This is a genomic window from Deferrisoma palaeochoriense (genome assembly GCF_054656955.1).
The window spans coordinates 1-14209 of record NZ_BAAHXI010000083.1 but is presented as its reverse complement, the minus strand read 5'-3'; the positions used below and the strand labels follow the sequence as shown (position 1 = coordinate 14209).

16 protein-coding genes are annotated in these 14209 nt (G+C 71.2%); 13 read left to right on the top strand and 3 right to left on the bottom strand.

Annotated features, from left to right (window positions below; genetic code table 11):
• The first annotated feature begins 645 nt into the window (after positions 1–645).
• On the top strand, positions 646–939 hold the full coding sequence (locus ACYQ8L_RS16695; protein WP_459942948.1) for a hypothetical protein: 294 nt from the start codon (positions 646–648) through the stop codon (positions 937–939).
• Positions 940–1010: 71 nt separating this feature from the next.
• Here ACYQ8L_RS16695 and ACYQ8L_RS16690 read toward each other — a convergent pair whose 3' ends face one another.
• The 3 genes from ACYQ8L_RS16690 to ACYQ8L_RS16680 all read right to left on the bottom strand — a co-directional run bounded on the left by ACYQ8L_RS16690 (position 1011) and on the right by ACYQ8L_RS16680 (position 4185).
• Positions 1011–1637: an Ntn hydrolase family protein gene (locus ACYQ8L_RS16690; protein WP_459942947.1), complete on the bottom strand. Its 627-nt coding sequence runs from the start codon at positions 1635–1637 to the stop codon at positions 1011–1013.
• A 341-nt stretch (positions 1638–1978) separates the two neighbouring features.
• On the bottom strand, positions 1979–3310 hold the full coding sequence (locus ACYQ8L_RS16685) for a multiheme c-type cytochrome (RefSeq protein ID WP_459942946.1): 1332 nt from the start codon (positions 3308–3310) through the stop codon (positions 1979–1981).
• 275 nt (positions 3311–3585) lie between these two features.
• The gene (locus ACYQ8L_RS16680) at positions 3586–4185 is read right to left on the bottom strand and encodes a PAS domain-containing protein (RefSeq protein ID WP_459942945.1); all 600 of its coding nucleotides are present in this window, start codon (positions 4183–4185) and stop codon (positions 3586–3588) included.
• Between the two features lie 199 nt (positions 4186–4384).
• Between ACYQ8L_RS16680 and ACYQ8L_RS16675 the strand changes: the two genes are divergently transcribed.
• The 12 genes from ACYQ8L_RS16675 (at position 4385) to ACYQ8L_RS16620 (ending at position 14201) form a co-directional block, all read left to right on the top strand.
• A complete protein-coding gene (locus ACYQ8L_RS16675) occupies positions 4385–5104 on the top strand; it encodes a flagellar hook-basal body protein (RefSeq protein WP_459942944.1) in 720 nt (239 codons plus the stop codon).
• Positions 5105–5136: 32 nt separating this feature from the next.
• A complete protein-coding gene (gene flgG / locus ACYQ8L_RS16670; RefSeq protein WP_459942943.1) occupies positions 5137–5928 on the top strand; it encodes a flagellar basal-body rod protein FlgG in 792 nt (263 codons plus the stop codon).
• A gap of 5 nt (positions 5929–5933) precedes the next feature.
• Positions 5934–6845 carry a flagellar basal body P-ring formation chaperone FlgA gene (gene flgA, locus ACYQ8L_RS16665; protein WP_459942942.1) on the top strand — a complete coding sequence of 304 codons (912 nt, stop codon included), beginning with the start codon at positions 5934–5936 and terminating at the stop codon, positions 6843–6845.
• The gene (locus ACYQ8L_RS16660; RefSeq protein WP_459942941.1) at positions 6842–7546 is read left to right on the top strand and encodes a flagellar basal body L-ring protein FlgH; all 705 of its coding nucleotides are present in this window, start codon (positions 6842–6844) and stop codon (positions 7544–7546) included. The genes flgA and ACYQ8L_RS16660 overlap by 4 nt, the downstream gene beginning before the upstream one ends.
• A 13-nt stretch (positions 7547–7559) precedes the next feature.
• Entirely contained in the window at positions 7560–8651 is a 1092-nt protein-coding gene (locus tag ACYQ8L_RS16655) for a flagellar basal body P-ring protein FlgI (protein ID WP_459942940.1), read from the top strand.
• Positions 8651–9085, top strand: a complete 435-nt coding sequence (locus ACYQ8L_RS16650; protein WP_459942939.1) for a hypothetical protein — start codon at positions 8651–8653, stop codon at positions 9083–9085. Before ACYQ8L_RS16655 ends, ACYQ8L_RS16650 begins: the two co-directional genes overlap by 1 nt.
• Positions 9086–9108: 23 nt before the next feature.
• On the top strand, positions 9109–9417 hold the full coding sequence (locus ACYQ8L_RS16645) for a flagellar biosynthesis anti-sigma factor FlgM (RefSeq protein ID WP_459942938.1): 309 nt from the start codon (positions 9109–9111) through the stop codon (positions 9415–9417).
• A complete protein-coding gene (locus tag ACYQ8L_RS16640) occupies positions 9414–9842 on the top strand; it encodes a hypothetical protein (protein ID WP_459942937.1) in 429 nt (142 codons plus the stop codon). Before ACYQ8L_RS16645 ends, ACYQ8L_RS16640 begins: the two co-directional genes overlap by 4 nt.
• A gap of 26 nt (positions 9843–9868) precedes the next feature.
• A complete protein-coding gene (gene flgK / locus ACYQ8L_RS16635) occupies positions 9869–11839 on the top strand; it encodes a flagellar hook-associated protein FlgK (RefSeq protein WP_459942936.1) in 1971 nt (656 codons plus the stop codon).
• Positions 11840–11851: 12 nt separating this feature from the next.
• On the top strand, positions 11852–13039 hold the full coding sequence (gene flgL / locus ACYQ8L_RS16630; protein ID WP_459942935.1) for a flagellar hook-associated protein FlgL: 1188 nt from the start codon (positions 11852–11854) through the stop codon (positions 13037–13039).
• A 30-nt stretch (positions 13040–13069) separates the two neighbouring features.
• The gene (fliW, locus tag ACYQ8L_RS16625) at positions 13070–13522 is read left to right on the top strand and encodes a flagellar assembly protein FliW (protein ID WP_459942934.1); all 453 of its coding nucleotides are present in this window, start codon (positions 13070–13072) and stop codon (positions 13520–13522) included.
• Between the two features lie 220 nt (positions 13523–13742).
• Positions 13743–14201 (top strand): NYN domain-containing protein, encoded by a 459-nt coding sequence (locus tag ACYQ8L_RS16620; protein WP_459942933.1) that lies wholly within the window; start codon positions 13743–13745, stop codon positions 14199–14201.
• Positions 14202–14209 lie beyond the last annotated feature (8 nt).

The following is a 14209-nucleotide window of genomic DNA, read 5'->3' as shown; positions in this document are numbered from 1 at the left end:
TTAAGCTGCTCCCGGAAATCCTTTCGGTCGGTGTCCGCGATCTCCATGCGCAGTTCCGAGAGCACGTATTCGAGCACCTCTTTGAGAACGGCCGCCTCGGATTGCGTCAGTTCGAGCTGTACCATGGGCCTTCTCCTTTCCCCAGGTGCCCGTCCGCGTTACCACCGCAACGTTGGGTTTGTGCGGGTGTCCTGATCGTTGGGCCCTTCTGCCGCCTGGATGGTCAGGGGGCACCCGGGCGCGTGTTCCTCGTACCGCGATTCGTACCCGCAATCGACGCACCGCGAGGCAACGTGGGCCCCACACTCCTCGCAGCGAATCCTTTCCAGCCCGTATGCATGATTGCACATCTTCGTCCTCCTCTCAGGGGTAGGTGTGAACTTTACCCTCAATGAATAGCCACCTGGCACTTGGAGGGGAAGGGCACGAGCGGGGAAGTACCGGTTTGGTTATGCGGAATATCCGTTCGTTCCGGATAGTTTCAGAATACCGGACGGGTTGAGTTTGCAATTTTGGCTGATCGGATAATACGCGGTACCCATCGGATACAAGTGAAGCCCTCCCATTGATTTCACTGAGCCGTGTTCTTAAGCTACGTGCCCAACCAACGGGGGACTGTTAATCCACGTGAGGAGGAGTGACGCCATGAGCCTGACCTGCTACACCTGTGGAAGCACCGCGCCGACCATCGTTGAGACGAGGCCCGAGGCCTTGGATCGTTGTGAGGCCTTGGGCCGGCAGTATTTCGGGTTGCCCCAGGAAGCTGCGTTGTGCGCCACCTGCGCGCAAGACGTGATCTCGGTGGGGCGTACGCTGTGGGAAGAGGAGATCGCCTCCTTCTGCCCGGCCTGCCGGAAGGAGACCGGCCTCGAGCAGGGTTGGATGGCTGGTGTTGGGGAAACCGGAACCTACCGCGTAAGCCGGGGCGCCCGCGCATAACGCATCAGGTGGTTTCCCTTTCCGGCGGGCCTGAGTGCCCGCTTTTTTTCTTTGTAAGGCCTACAAGACGGCTATTCCAGGGTTTCAAACCGGAGGCCGTGGGAGTCCAGGACCGCAAGGTCGAACGGGCCTCCCACGGCCTCATCGCGTTGGGCGATGCGCCGAAGAGCCACGGCCACGAGTTCCTCCACCGCCCCGGGGGCCGGCTCTCCTGCGAGTTCTTGGGCCAGGCGCGCCTCGAGGCCCAACCGGCGAGGGGCGGTGACCACGTTCCCCACGGGAAGGGGCGCGTGGGGGCAGTCGTGGGCCTCCGACGCGTAGAAGGCGATCCGAAACGCCCCCGCGCTGTCTTTGCCGCCCAGGAGCAGGTAGGACCGTTGGTGCGCCTCGGGGTGGGCCGCGAACCACCGGGCCCCCTGCTGGACGAACGCTTCGTATTCCCGGCAGAATACCTTGAGGATGTAGGGCTCGATCTCGTCCAGGAAGGGTGCGGCCCGTCCATGGAAGGCCCGGGCGATGCGCCGGGTGAGACCGATCCCCACGGCGGCCCCCGCGGTGGCGGCCGCGGCCCAGTGTCCCAGGGGGTAGAGTTTGCGAACGCTTCGGGTCTGTTCTCCCTCGTCTGTTCCCACCGTCACCCTGCGATCCGCCGCGAGAACCACCCCGCCCGTCCATGCGCACCCCACCAGTTGGGACATCCCGTGCCTCCGATCCTACGCCTCACGCCGGCTCCGGTGGGCGTGACGCCTCCTGCCTTTGGTATTGGAAGCTTCGTAGGCCGCAGGCCGCGGCCTGTTCGCAAGAACAAGGAGTTCTCGCGTTCGCCCGCTCACTTGGCCGCCCCCTGGACCGGGGGGGCGGAGACTGCCGACCGCGGGCCGACGACGGAAGGTACCTGGACGTGCCCAGTGTATCGGAGCGCCCCGGCCCGGCAAGCCCGAGGTCGGGAAGCCGGGCGGGCCGACCGCGCAGAGACGAAGAAACGGCGGGCCCCGGGGGCCCGCCGTTTCCGCTTCGGGATCACCGTGGTTGAGGAAGCCTATTCCACCTTCTGGTGGTACCGTTCCTCGTAGTACTTCTTGATCTCCTCGACCCGCTTGGGGTCGAACCCCTTCACGAACCACTCGTGCCGGAGGTCGGAGGTGATGTACTCGGCCAGGATCTTCTCGTAGAGCTCCGGCTTGCCGGCCCGCTCGCAGGCCTCCTTCGCCTCGGGCAGGAGCTCGGTGTAGAAGTGCTTGGCCATGTCGTAGATGCCGTGCCACCAGGCGTAGTCCGGCCCCGACATGGCCGCCCCGTGGCGGGCCCGCCGGCCCTCGTGGTGCCACAGCTCCCACCAGATCCAGTCGATCTTGTCATCGAAGTCCTGGGCCGTCAGCACCCCCTCCTCGATGAGCCGGGCGCGGATCGCCCTGGCGGTCTTGGCAAACTTCTCGTTGTAGAGCTCCACGAAGGCGTCAAGCTGGCCGTAGAACCCCTCCACAAAGTCCCCGCCGTGGCAGGCCGAGCACACGTCCTTCATGGCCGCGAGCTTTTTCTCCCAATCCTTGGTTCGGCTCGAGATCGGGGCGCGCAGATTCCAGCTCAACCGCGCCCCGACGTCGTGGGTCACGCTCTGGTTGGGGGTGGCGCTCATGTGGCAGGTGGCGCAGGTGGGCGCGTCGTAATAGTCCTGTCCGGCCACCCATTTGGGCCGGGTCAGGTTAAGCTGATCGGCGAAAGCGGCGTAAAGGATGCCGTGTTTCGACTCCTCGTAGACCTCCTTTTGGGGGTGGTCCGGCCCCAGATGGCATTTGCCGCACACTTCGGGCCGCCGGGCCTGGGCCTTGCTGAACCGGTGCCGGGTGTGACACGCGCTACAGGTACCCTTGGAGCCGTCGGGGTTGACCCGGCCGATGCCGGTGTTGGGCCAGGTGGCTGGGTCGAGTTTACCTCCGTCCTTTACCCGCACGACCGAGCCGTGGCATTGCCGGCAGCCCACGGCTACGGCCGGTTCCCCGCCCACGGTCTGGCCGAGGAGGCCGTCCTTGGAGTTCAAAATGTTCCCGGCCTGGGCGTGGTGGCTGGCCTCCTGCTCGGCCGCCTCCTTCTCGTGGCACCGCCCGCAGTCGCGGGGGCTCACGATGATGGAGATCGTCCACCCGTTGTGTTCCATGGCGTCGGCGTCGCCGGCGTCGGCCTTGTGGCACTCGTAGCACCCGACCCCCGCGTTCCAGTGGGCACTGGAGGCCCATTGGGTCACAAGACCCGGCATCTGGTCGGTGTGGCACTCCAAGCACTCACGGGTCTCCGACGACAGGTCTGCCGCCCACGCGGGGAGCGCAAGCGCTAAGAGGGCGAACCAGAGAACGACGGCGGATCGTGGCTTCATTGCGCACCTCCTGGGATGAGAGAGAAAGTGAGGGCTTTCACACGGGCACGCTACCCGGAGGTCACATCCCCGTTCCATGACTTAGGTCAAGGAATCTGATTACCACGATCCGCCGCGGGGGCAAGGTGGGGTCACGAAAATTCTGTCAGGAGGCAGGCGCCTACCCGATGCCGGAAGGGCGGGCCGGGCCGGCAAGGTGGAGAGAACCAATCAACGTCTGCGCGGGCGTCCCCTTACGGATCTGGGACGGGGTGGTAGGGGCAGTTGTTCCGGGATCATTCCTCGTCCACGAGGTCGGGGTAAAGCCTGCGCAAACACTCCGGGCACAGGCCGTGGCTGAAAAAGGCGTGTGAGTGCTCCTGGATGAAGGCCTCGATCGCCTCCCAGGACTCGTCGTCCCGGCGGATCTTTTTGCAGGCCGCGCAGATGGGCACGAGGCCCCGGAGCCGATGCAGGACGGTCACGTCCTGGAGGAGGAGCACCACCAACCGGCTGCCCTCGTGCTCCAGAGGGGCGGCGGTGAGAAGCACGATGCGCTCCTCCTCGGCCCCCTGGGCCGTGCGCACCCGAACCCGGAACTCCTCCTGCTCCACGGTCTCCCCCTCGAGGGCCCGCCGACCGGTGCGGCGCAGGAGGCACTGCCCACAGTCCACCGAGTGGCCGCACCCGGCGTCGCTGGCGAGGGCGTTCACGCAGTGGAATGCGTCGCCGGGGCTCTGGCCCACGACCTCGACCGGGGGACCGCCGAACACCCGTTCGGCCCGGCCGTTGATGGCACGGATGGTGAAGTCGGGGTCGAGCACGACGAGCGCCACGGGAAGCGCCGTGAGCACCCGGGGGGCGAGCTGTTCGAGGGACACGGTATTGTCGGACATGGGGGTTCTCCGAAAAGGGTGCAAGCTTCCGATCGACCCGCGCCGGTCGTCCCTTGAGGCGGGGGAGGGCCCGATTTCCCCCCGGGGGGCACGGTTGACTCCCCCAGGGGCGGGACGGCTCCGCGTAACGCACCGGAACTCAACGGGGATTCCGCGTGGCACCCCCCTTGCATTTCGGGCCGGGCGAGGAGGAACCGAGATGATCCGAGCCCTCTACACCGCCACCAGCGGGATGCTCGTCGAAAGCCGCCGGCTCGATCTGGCGGCCCGGAATCTCTACTACGCCCAGGTGCCGGGGTACAAGGCGGCCGGGGAACTCCGGGCGGCCCAGCGGCCCACGGAGGGGCCGCTCCCCCTGGACGTGCAGACCGACTACCAGGGGGAGTTCGTGAACCCCGCGCCGGGGCCGGTGCGGCCCACGGGGCGCAGCTGGGACCTGGCCCTTTCCGGGGACGGGTTCTTCGTGCTCCAGGGGCCGAACGGACCCCTGTACACCCGGGACGGCCGGTTCTTTCGCGCCCCGGACGGCACGGTGCGAAACGGGCCCGGCTACGCGCTCTTGGGCGAGGCCGGGCCGATCGTGGTGCCCGCGGACACCGAGGTCCGGGTGGACGAAGGGGGGTGGGTGTGGGCCGGGGGAAAGCAGGTGGACCGGCTGCGGCTCGAGAACTTCCCGGGGTACCGGGGCCTGCTGCGGCTGGGAGGAAACCTGTTCGCGGCGACGGGCGCCCTGCAGCCCGCGCCGGCGAACCCCCAGGTGCTCCAGGGGGCCCTCGAACAGGCCAACGTCCAGCAGGTGGAGCAGATGACCCGCATGATCGAGGCTGTGCGGGGATTCGAGGCCTACCAGAAGGTGGTGCAGACCGTGATGGAGGACGTCACCGGCGAGGCCGCGCGCCGCATCGGCCGGGTGGCGTGAGCCGATAGGGAACCCGACAGGGAGGTGAACCCATGATCCGAGCCCTTTGGACCGCCGCGGCGGGCATGAACTGCCAGCAGATCAACGTGGACGTGATCGCGAACAACCTCGCGAACGTGAACACCACCGGGTTCAAGCGAAGCCGGGTAGACTTCCAGGACCTCCTCTACCAGACCCTCCTCACCCCGGGCACGGTGTCGAGCGCCGGCTCCGAGTACCCGGTGGGCATGGAGGTGGGCCTCGGGGCCCGGGTGGTGACCACCGAGAAGCTCTTCAGCCAGGGCGACTTCCGGGAGACCGGGAACCCCTTGGATCTGCTGATCGAGGGGGACGGGTTTTTCCAGGTGACCCTGCCCAACGGGGGCACCGGGTATACCCGCTCCGGCTCGTTCAAGCTCGACTCCCAGGGCCGGCTCGTCACCAGCGAGGGCTGGGTGGTGTTCCCCGAGGTCACGATCCCGCCGAACGCGGTGGAGATCACGGTGGGAAGCGACGGGTCGGTGTCGATCCTGAACGGGGACACCGGCCAGGTGGAAGACCTGGGGGTCACGATCGAGTTGGCCCGGTTCTCCAATCCGGGGGGCCTCAAGTCCATCGGCCACTCGGTGTACGTGGCCACCCCGGCCTCGGGCGACGCCATCACGGGCACCCCGGGGACCCTGGGCCTTGGGAGCCTCAACCAGGGGTTCCTGGAGATGAGCAACGTGAGCGTGGTGGAGGAGATGGTGAACCTGATCGCCGGCCAGCGGGCCTACGAGGTGAGCTCCAAGGCGATCCAGGCCGCCGACGAGATGCTCCAGATGTCCAACAACGTGAAGAGGTAAACCCGATGCGCGCCCTCGCCCTCGCGGTTCTCCTGCTCGTCGCCCTTCCCGTCACGGCGGCCGTGCGGCTCCCGGCCCGGGTCCAGGTGGACGCCGAGCAGCTCACCCTGGCCGATCTCGCGCCCGGCGCCCCGGCCGAGTGGGCCGCGGTGCGGCTCGGGCCGGCCCCCCGGCCCGGGCAGCGCCGCACCCTCGAGGCCGCCTGGGTGCGCCAGCGAGCCGCCACCGTGGGGGCCGAGCTGGAGCTTCCAGAGACGATCGTGGTGGAGCGGCCGGGCCGGCGGGTGGAGCGGGCCGAGCTGGTGGAGGCCGTGCTCGGGGCGGTCCGGGCCCGGGTGGGGCAGGACGAGGACGTGCGGATCCTTTCGGTGGGCCTGCCGGGTCCGGTGCCCCGGGGGCGGCTGGAGCTCCGGCCCCGGCTTCCCCACGGCGCCTTGCCGTCGCCCGCCACCGTGCCCGTGGAGGTCTGGGTGGAGGGCCGGCGGGAGGACACGGCCTGGGTGCGGGTGGAGGTGTTCCGGGGCCGGCCGGCCGTGGTGCTCCGGCGCGACGTGGCCCGGGGCGAGGTGCTCACGGCCGACGACCTGGAGGTCCGGGTCGCGCCCGCAGGGGCCGGAGGCCTCACGGGCTTGGAGGAGGCGCTGGGCAAGCGGCTGCGCCGGAGCCTCCGGGCCGGCGCCGTCGTCTCGCCCCGGGACCTCGAGGTGGTCCCGGTGGTGGGCCGGGGCGACCTGGTGCGGGTGGTGGCCCGGGTGGGCGGGGTGACGGCGAGCACCCTCGGGAAGGCCCTGGGAAGCGCCGGAGTCGGCGAGACCGTGCAGGTGGAGAATCTGTCGAGCGGCCGCACCGTCGCGGGCGTGGTGCGGGACGGCGGGCTGGTGGAGGTCGTGGCGGGCCTCCGGGAGGCGGTGCGATGAGACGGCGAACCGGGTTTCTGGCCGTGGCCCTCTTGGCCCTCGGGGCGTGCTCGCGACCCCACCTGCAGGAGCCGCCGTGGCCCGCGCCCACCCCGCTCAACCGACCGGCGCCGGCGGCCCGGGGCCCCCAGCAGCCCACGAGCCTCTGGAGCGAGGACGCGGCCCTCACCCGGCTCTACCGGGACCACCGGGCGTTCGCCGTGGGCGACCTGGTGACCGTGATCGTGGTGGAGACGGCCGAGGCGAGCCGCGAGGCCTCCACCGACGTGAGCCGGCAGACCGATGTCTCCGCCGGGGTGTCGAGCTTCCTCGGCATGCCCCAGCACTACGGCCTTCCGGATCTCTACAAGTCCGGCGGGTTCCGGCCCTCGGTGGGCGCCTCCACCGAGAACAGCTTCCAGGGCAGCGGGGCCACGAAGCAGAAGGATGTGCTGCGGATGCGGGTCACCGCCCGGGTGGTGGACGTGCTCGAGGACGGGAACCTGGTGATCGAGGGCCGGCGGCAGGTGGAGGTCAACCGGGACACCCAGTACCTGTTCGTGCGGGGCATCGTGCGGCCCAAGGACATCTCGGCCGACAACACGGTGAGCTCCATCGCGCTCGCGGACGCCCAGATCCTCTACGGCGGCGACGGGCTCATCGCGAGCCAGCAAAAGCCCGGCTGGATGTACCGGGTGCTCGACGCCGTGTGGCCGTTCTGAGGGGAGACGAACGATGAACCGGATTCTCGCGGGATTCCTGGCGCTCCTCGTGGCGCTTCCGGCGGCCGCGGCCGTGCGGGTCAAGGACATCGCCCGGGTGGACGGGGTGCGCAAAAACCAGCTCATCGGCTACGGGCTGGTGGTGGGTCTGAACGGCACGGGCGACAAGTCCGGGGTGGCCTTCACCACCCAGTCCACGGCGAACCTCCTGGAGCGGCTCGGCGTGGCCGTGACCCCCGACGACATCAAGCTTAAGAACGTGGCCGCCGTGATCGTGACCGCGGAGCTTCCGCCCTTCGCCCGGGCCGGCCAGCGGATCGACGTGACCGTCTCCTCGGTGGGGGACGCCTCGAGCCTCCAGGGCGGCACGCTTCTGCTCACGCCGCTGCGGGCCCCCAACGGCGACGTGTACGCCGTGGCCCAGGGGCCCCTGTCCATCGGCGGGTTCGGGGCCGGCGCGGCCGGGGGCGGGGTGCAGCAGAACCACCCCACCGTGGGCCGGATCCCAGGCGGGGCGCTGCTGGAGCGGGACGCGCCCCTGCCGGACCTGGGGCGGGGCTACGTGGACCTCGTGCTCCGGGAGCCCGATTTCACCACGGCCGCCCGGTTGGCCGGGGCCGTGGGCACGGCCTTCGGGCCGGGCACGGCCCAGGCCCTGGACGCGGGCCGGGTGCGGGTGGTGGTGCCCGAGGGGGAGGCGGCCGACCCGGTGGGGTTCCTGGCGCGGCTCGAGGCCGTGACCGTGGAGCCCGACGCCGTGGCCCGGGTGGTGGTGGACGAGCGCACCGGCACCGTGGTGCTCGGCCAGGACGTGCGGGTGCGGCCGGTGGCCCTGAGCCACGGGAACCTGACGGTCCAGATCACCCCGTACCTCGAGGTCAGCCAGCCCGAGGCCCTCTCCGCCGGCCAGACCGTGGCCCGGGAGCGGGCCCAGGTCACGGTGACCGAGGAGGAGGCCAAGGTGCTGCTCCTGGAACCCGGTGAGACCCTGGCGAGCCTCGTACAGGCCCTGAACGCCCTGGGCGTGAGCCCCCGGGACCTGGTGGCGATCTTCCAGGCCCTCAAGGCGGCCGGGGCGCTCCAGGCCGAGCTGGAGATCCTGTGATGGCGGACGCTGTGGTGAGCCTGGGTGCGGCGGTGGCGGGCGTGCGCAACGCGCCCCTGCCCAAGGATCTCGAGGGCGCGTGCCGGGCCCTGGAAAAGGAGTTCGCGCTCCTGGTGTTCCGCACCATGCGCAAGGCCATGGTGCCCCCCGGCCGCGGGCCCGACGGGTTTGCCAAGGAGACGGCCTACGGGCTCCTCGACGACCAGTGGGCCGAGCTCGTGAGCCAGGGGGAGGGTCTGGGACTGTGGCGGTCGATGATGGAACAGCTCGAACGGGTAAAGGAAACCGGCGCCGGGGCCGAAGAGAAGGGCAGGGAGGCCGAGGGCCGCACGGAGGCGGACCCCGGCCGCGTCGCCGGCCCGAGGCCCGGCCCAGCCGGGGGGTACGCGCCGCCGGCGCGGCGCCCCGCGGCGAGGCTGGACGATGCCGCCTGAGCCCGTTTTGCGAGAGGAACGCGATGAAGATCCGCGATCGGTACACACGGGGGATCGGAACCGCCGGGCAGCCCCTCCCCGCCCGGCGAAGGGAGCCCGACGCGGCCGCGGCCGTGAGCGCGGACCCGGCCGACCGGGTCCAGATCTCCGGCCGGGGCCTGGAGATCCGGCGGGCCCGGAGCCTGGCGCTCGCGGCCCCCGACATCCGCCAGGAGCTCGTCGACGAGATTCTGGGCCAGATCGAGCGGGGCGAGTACCAGGTGGCCGGCGCCGACGTGCTGCCCCGGATGATCCGGGAGCACTGGTTCCTGGCCACGGGGAGCCTGCCGTGAGCGCGTGGGCCGAGCGGACGCGGGCCGATCTCCGGGCCGCCCTCGAGCGGGAGGCCCGGGCCGCCCGGGCCCTGGCCGCGGCGCTCGAGGGCGCGCGATCGGCTGTGGCGGACCCCCGCCGCCTGGACGAAGCCTTGGCGGGCGCCCGGGACGCGGTGCAGGCGTTGCACCGGGCGTCGGCCCTGCGGGAGGCCGCGGCCGGGCGGTGGGCCCGGGCCGGAGGGGCGGCGGACGATCCCGCGCTTCGGCGCGGCTGGAAGGAACGCACCGAGGCCCTGGAGGCGGCCCGGGCGAAGGCGGCGGCCCTGGGGATCGCGGCGCGGTTCGGAAAGACGGTGACGGAGCACCTGGTGCGCCAGGCCAACGGGGCGGGCTACGGCCCCGGGGCGGCCCCCCCCCACACCCGGGCCGTGTGCCAGGCCTGAGCCACCCCAGACCATCGGCGGACACCATGGCGAACATCTTCTACGGACTCAACATCGGCCGCTCCTCGATGCTGGCCCACCAGACGGCGCTGGACGTCACGGGCCACAACCTGGCCAACGTGAACACCGAGGGGTACGCGCGCCAACGGGTCCAGATGACGCCCGGGATCCCCACGATCACGTCCCAGGGGAGCATCGGCTCGGGGGTGGACGCCGAGAACGTGCAGCGGATCCAGGTGTCGTACCTGGAGCGGCAGATCGCTCGGGTCACGGTGGGCCGGGGCCACGACGAGGTGCTGGCCCGGGGGCTCGACGAGGTGCAGTCGGCCCTGGGGGAGCCCTCCGAGTCCGGCCTCAACGGCGCCCTCACCGAGCTGTGGAACAGCTTCGACGCCCTGGCCGCCCGGCCCCAGGACCTGGCCCTCCGGGCCCAGGTGCTCGACCGGGCCCGGAACCTGGCCACCGTGTACAACCAGAAGGTCGGGGCGCTCACCGAGCTCGAGGACCGGTTCGACGAGGCGGCCTCCGAGGCCCTGGCCGACCTGAACACGGCCCTCCAGGAGCTCCGCGACCTCAACGCCGCCGTGGCCAAGGCCGAGGCGGGCGGGTTCACCGCCAACGACCTTCGGGACCAGCGCGATCTCCTGGTGCGGGAGATCAGCCGGAAGATCGGGGTCGAGGTGGAATCGGACGGGTCGTACCTCAACGTGCGGGTCGCGGGGGGCGGGCCGTACCTGGTGCACCGCACGGGTGTGTTCGAGCTGGAGGCCGACCGGGACGCCGACGGCCGGATCGCCTCGTTCCACGTGGGATCGGCCCCGGTGGTGCCCGAGGGCGGGGAGATCGGGGGGTACCTGGAGCTCCGGGACGAGGTGGTCCCCGGGCTCCGGGAGGACCTCTCCACCTGGATGGCCACGGTGGTGGACCGGGTCAACGGGCTGCACCGGGCGGGCACCGACCGGGACGGGAACCCCGGCCGGAACCTGTTCGCCTGGTCGGGCGACACCACCCGGGCCGTGGTGGCACCCTCGGCCGGCATGAGCAAGGCCGAGGCGGGTGCGGGCCTGGAGCCGGGCACCCACGCCCTCGCGGTGACGGTGCCCACCGACCCGGCGGTCCTGTTCTCCCCGGCCGACCGGGGCACAGGCGGCGCCGACGCGGGGATCGCGCTTTCGGCTACGGCCGGCACGTACAGCGGCCAGGCCGCCATCGGGCTCGACTACCATGTGCGGGTCACCGACGTGGAGGGCACCACGGTGTCGCTCGCCCTCTACCGGGGGGACGACCGGGTGGGGGAGGTCCTGCAGGTGGACGCCGGCGCAGGCGGGACCGCCTCGTGGAGCGCCGACGGAGTGACCTTCGAGGCCGCGGTGGCCGCCGGCACCTACGCAGCGGGGGAGCGAAGCGACGGGCTTCTGACCACGGGAACCGTGAGCCTGGACGGGGGGCCGGCCCAACCGCTCGACCTCGCCTCGGACGCCTCGGTCAGCCTGACCGGGGGGGTGGACATGGGGTTTCTGCCCGGGGGCACGGCCGAGATCTTCTTTAGCGGCGAACCCTTCGCCGGCGGCACGGTGACCGTGTACGCCCCGGACGCCGTGTTGGAGCTCGACCCGGTGGTGGCCACCGACACCGACCGGATCGCGGCCGGCCGGGGCAGCGCGGCGGGCGACGGCGAAACCGCCCGGCGCATCGCGGACCTGGCGGCCCAGACCGTGTTCGAAGGGGTGGGGGAGACCCCGGCCGGGTACCTGGGCCGGATCGTCCAGGACCTGGGCTCCCGGGCCCGGGACGCCCGGGTGTTCGACGAGGCGGGCCAGGCCGTGTTGACCCAGCTCGAGGCCCAGCGGGAGGCGGTGTCGGGCGTGAACCTGGACGAGGAGATGGTCCAGCTCCTCCAGTACCAGCGGGGGTTCGAGGCGGCGGCCCGGTTCGTGAACGTGGTCGACGGCCTGATCGACACCCTGATCAACCGGGTCGGGCTGGCCGGCCGGTAGGAGGGATGACCCATGCGGGTAACCCACAAGAGCCTCCAGCAGTCCTGGGCCCAGGACCTCCAGCGCCGGCTGGGGAACCTGGACCGGCTGAACCGGCAGATCTCGTCGGGCGAGCGGATCACGAAGCCGGCCGACGACCCCGCCGCGGCGAGCCGGCTCGTGCGGCTCCAGGAGGTGGTGGCCCGGAACACCCAGTACCTCAAGAACATCGACGAGGCCCTCACGGTGCACCGGGCCACCGAGTCGGCCCTGGGCCAGGTGTACGATCACCTGGTGCGGGCGAAATCCATCGCGGTCGAGGGCGCCAACACCGCCAGCGCCCCGCTCTCGGGGAGTTACGCCGCGCTGGCCGACGAGATCGCCGGCATCCGGGAGGGGCTCGTGCAGATCGCCCAGGGCCGGCACGAGGACAAATACCTCTTCAACGGCACGGCCGGCGAGGTGGCGCCCTTCGCCGAGGATCTGCGCTACCAGGGGAACAGCGAGCGGCTCCGGGTGAACATGGGCAACGGCCAGACCGTGGCCGTGAACCTGCCGGGGGATCTGGCGTTCCGCGAGACCGAGGCCCGTAGCGCCGGGGAGCTGGACTTCCCCCTGGACCTCACCGCCTCGCCCGTGACGTTCACGGTCTCGGACGGCACGAGCGACGTCGCGGTCACCCTGGACGGCACCTACGGTTCGGCCGAGGAACTCGCGGCCGCGGTGGACCAGGCGTTCCGGGACCACGAGGCGGCCACCGGCGTCACCGTGAACCTGGAGGCCCGGGCCAACGAGGACGGCACCTGGTCCGTCCGGATCGCCGACACCGAGGCGGGGGGCGAGATCACGGTGTCCGGGGCGGAGTCCCTGGGCATCTCGGCCGGCACCCGCAACGTGTTCGGGCTCCTCTCCGACCTGGAGGCCGCCCTGCGCACCGAAGACCCCGCCGCGGTTTCGGGGTTCCTCGGCCGGCTCGACCGGGGACTCCACGACGTGGTGACCCAGCGGGGGCTCGTGGGCGCCCGGAGCCGGAACCTGGAGCTCGCGAAGAACCGGCTCGAGGCCTTCAACGCTTCGGTGGAAGAGCTGGAGGCCGGCGTGGAGGGGGTGGACCTCGCCGAGGCGGTGATGCGGCTCACCAACGAGGAGCAGGCGTACCAGACGGCGCTCGCCGCGGGCGCCCGGCTCTTCAACATCTCGATCCTGGACTTTCTGACCTAAACCGTGCCCCCGCACGAGGAGGACTGCGCCGTGGAAATCTTGACCCATGCCTTCGGGCCCGTGGAGATCGACGAGACCCAGGTGATCACCCTGACCCGGCCCATGCTCGGGTTCCCCGAGCACCTGCGGTTCGTGGTGCTCCATCCGGATCCGGAGCTCCCGTTCCAGTGGTTCCAGTCGGTGGAGAGCCCGGACGTGTGCTTTCTGATCACGGACCCCCGGCCGTTCTTCCCGGACTACCGGGTGGAGGCCAAGGAGAGCGATCTCGCCGACCTGGAGATCACGAGTCCCGACCAGGCCGCCGTGGGGGTCATCGTGAACCTGTCCGAAGGCATCGAGGGGGCCACGGCGAACCTCATGGCCCCGATCGTGTTCAACACCGAAAAGAAGCGGGCCCGCCAGGTGGTCTTGGAGGGCTCGGGCATGCCGCTGCGCGCGCCCCTGTTCCCCCCGGAGAAGAAGGCCTGCGAGGCGGGGGGGTAGGCACGGGCGCCGGCTGCCGCCCGGCCCGGCCTAACCGCCCGCCTGCCGTTCCCCCGGGATCGGGAGGCGGGCGGTTCTGCGTTTCGGGGTCTGGTCAGGGGAACCCCGTTCCGGGTATAGGAGACAGTTCCGGGGCTCCGGTCCGGATGCCCGGACCTGGGGGGAGGGGGCCCGCAGGGGTCGCGCGGCACGGGGCCAGACGAAGGGGCGCAGCGGTTTCATGGTTCTGGTGGATGGACACAACCTGATCGGCCGGGGCCTGCGGCTGCCCCTGGACCGGGAGGCCGAGGGCCGGCGGCGGGTGGTGGAGCGCCTGGGGGCCTGGGCCTCGGGCCGGCGGGAACCGGTGGTGGTCGTGTTCGACGGCGATCGGGCCGGGGGGGCGAAGGCCCGGCGGGTGGGCGCCCTCTCGGTGGTCTACAGCCCGGCGGGCCGCACGGCCGACGAGGAGATCCTCCGGCGCCTGGGGCGGGGGAACCCCCGGGCCGCCACCGTGGTGACCTCGGACCGGCGCCTGGCCGACCGGGCCCGGGCCCTGGGGGCCCGGGTGGAGCCGGCCGAGGGGTTCTGGGCCCGCGTTTGGCCGGCGCCGGGAAAGGGGGAGGAGGCCGAGAAGCCCGACCCCGGCGAGGCCGAGGTGGAGGAGTGGCTCCGGGTGTTCCGGGAACGGAAGTATTAATAGCTTCA

What these genes read in the sequence shown, in the direction of transcription:
- ACYQ8L_RS16660 (WP_459942941.1), top strand. Translation starts at nt 6,842, where the DNA reads ATGAGACGGCGAACCGGGTTTCTGGCCGTGGCCCTCTTGGCCCTCGGG.
- flgG (WP_459942943.1), top strand. Translation starts at nt 5,137, where the DNA reads ATGATCCGAGCCCTTTGGACCGCCGCGGCGGGCATGAACTGCCAGCAG.
- flgA (WP_459942942.1), top strand. Translation starts at nt 5,934, where the DNA reads ATGCGCGCCCTCGCCCTCGCGGTTCTCCTGCTCGTCGCCCTTCCCGTC.
- ACYQ8L_RS16695 (WP_459942948.1), top strand. Translation starts at nt 646, where the DNA reads ATGAGCCTGACCTGCTACACCTGTGGAAGCACCGCGCCGACCATCGTT.
- flgL (WP_459942935.1), top strand. Translation starts at nt 11,852, where the DNA reads ATGCGGGTAACCCACAAGAGCCTCCAGCAGTCCTGGGCCCAGGACCTC.
- ACYQ8L_RS16655 (WP_459942940.1), top strand. Translation starts at nt 7,560, where the DNA reads ATGAACCGGATTCTCGCGGGATTCCTGGCGCTCCTCGTGGCGCTTCCG.
- flgK (WP_459942936.1), top strand. Translation starts at nt 9,869, where the DNA reads ATGGCGAACATCTTCTACGGACTCAACATCGGCCGCTCCTCGATGCTG.
- ACYQ8L_RS16685 (WP_459942946.1), bottom strand. Translation starts at nt 3,310, where the DNA reads ATGAAGCCACGATCCGCCGTCGTTCTCTGGTTCGCCCTCTTAGCGCTT.
- ACYQ8L_RS16645 (WP_459942938.1), top strand. Translation starts at nt 9,109, where the DNA reads ATGAAGATCCGCGATCGGTACACACGGGGGATCGGAACCGCCGGGCAG.
- ACYQ8L_RS16680 (WP_459942945.1), bottom strand. Translation starts at nt 4,185, where the DNA reads ATGTCCGACAATACCGTGTCCCTCGAACAGCTCGCCCCCCGGGTGCTC.
- ACYQ8L_RS16620 (WP_459942933.1), top strand. Translation starts at nt 13,743, where the DNA reads ATGGTTCTGGTGGATGGACACAACCTGATCGGCCGGGGCCTGCGGCTG.
- ACYQ8L_RS16675 (WP_459942944.1), top strand. Translation starts at nt 4,385, where the DNA reads ATGATCCGAGCCCTCTACACCGCCACCAGCGGGATGCTCGTCGAAAGC.
- ACYQ8L_RS16650 (WP_459942939.1), top strand. Translation starts at nt 8,651, where the DNA reads ATGGCGGACGCTGTGGTGAGCCTGGGTGCGGCGGTGGCGGGCGTGCGC.
- ACYQ8L_RS16690 (WP_459942947.1), bottom strand. Translation starts at nt 1,637, where the DNA reads ATGTCCCAACTGGTGGGGTGCGCATGGACGGGCGGGGTGGTTCTCGCG.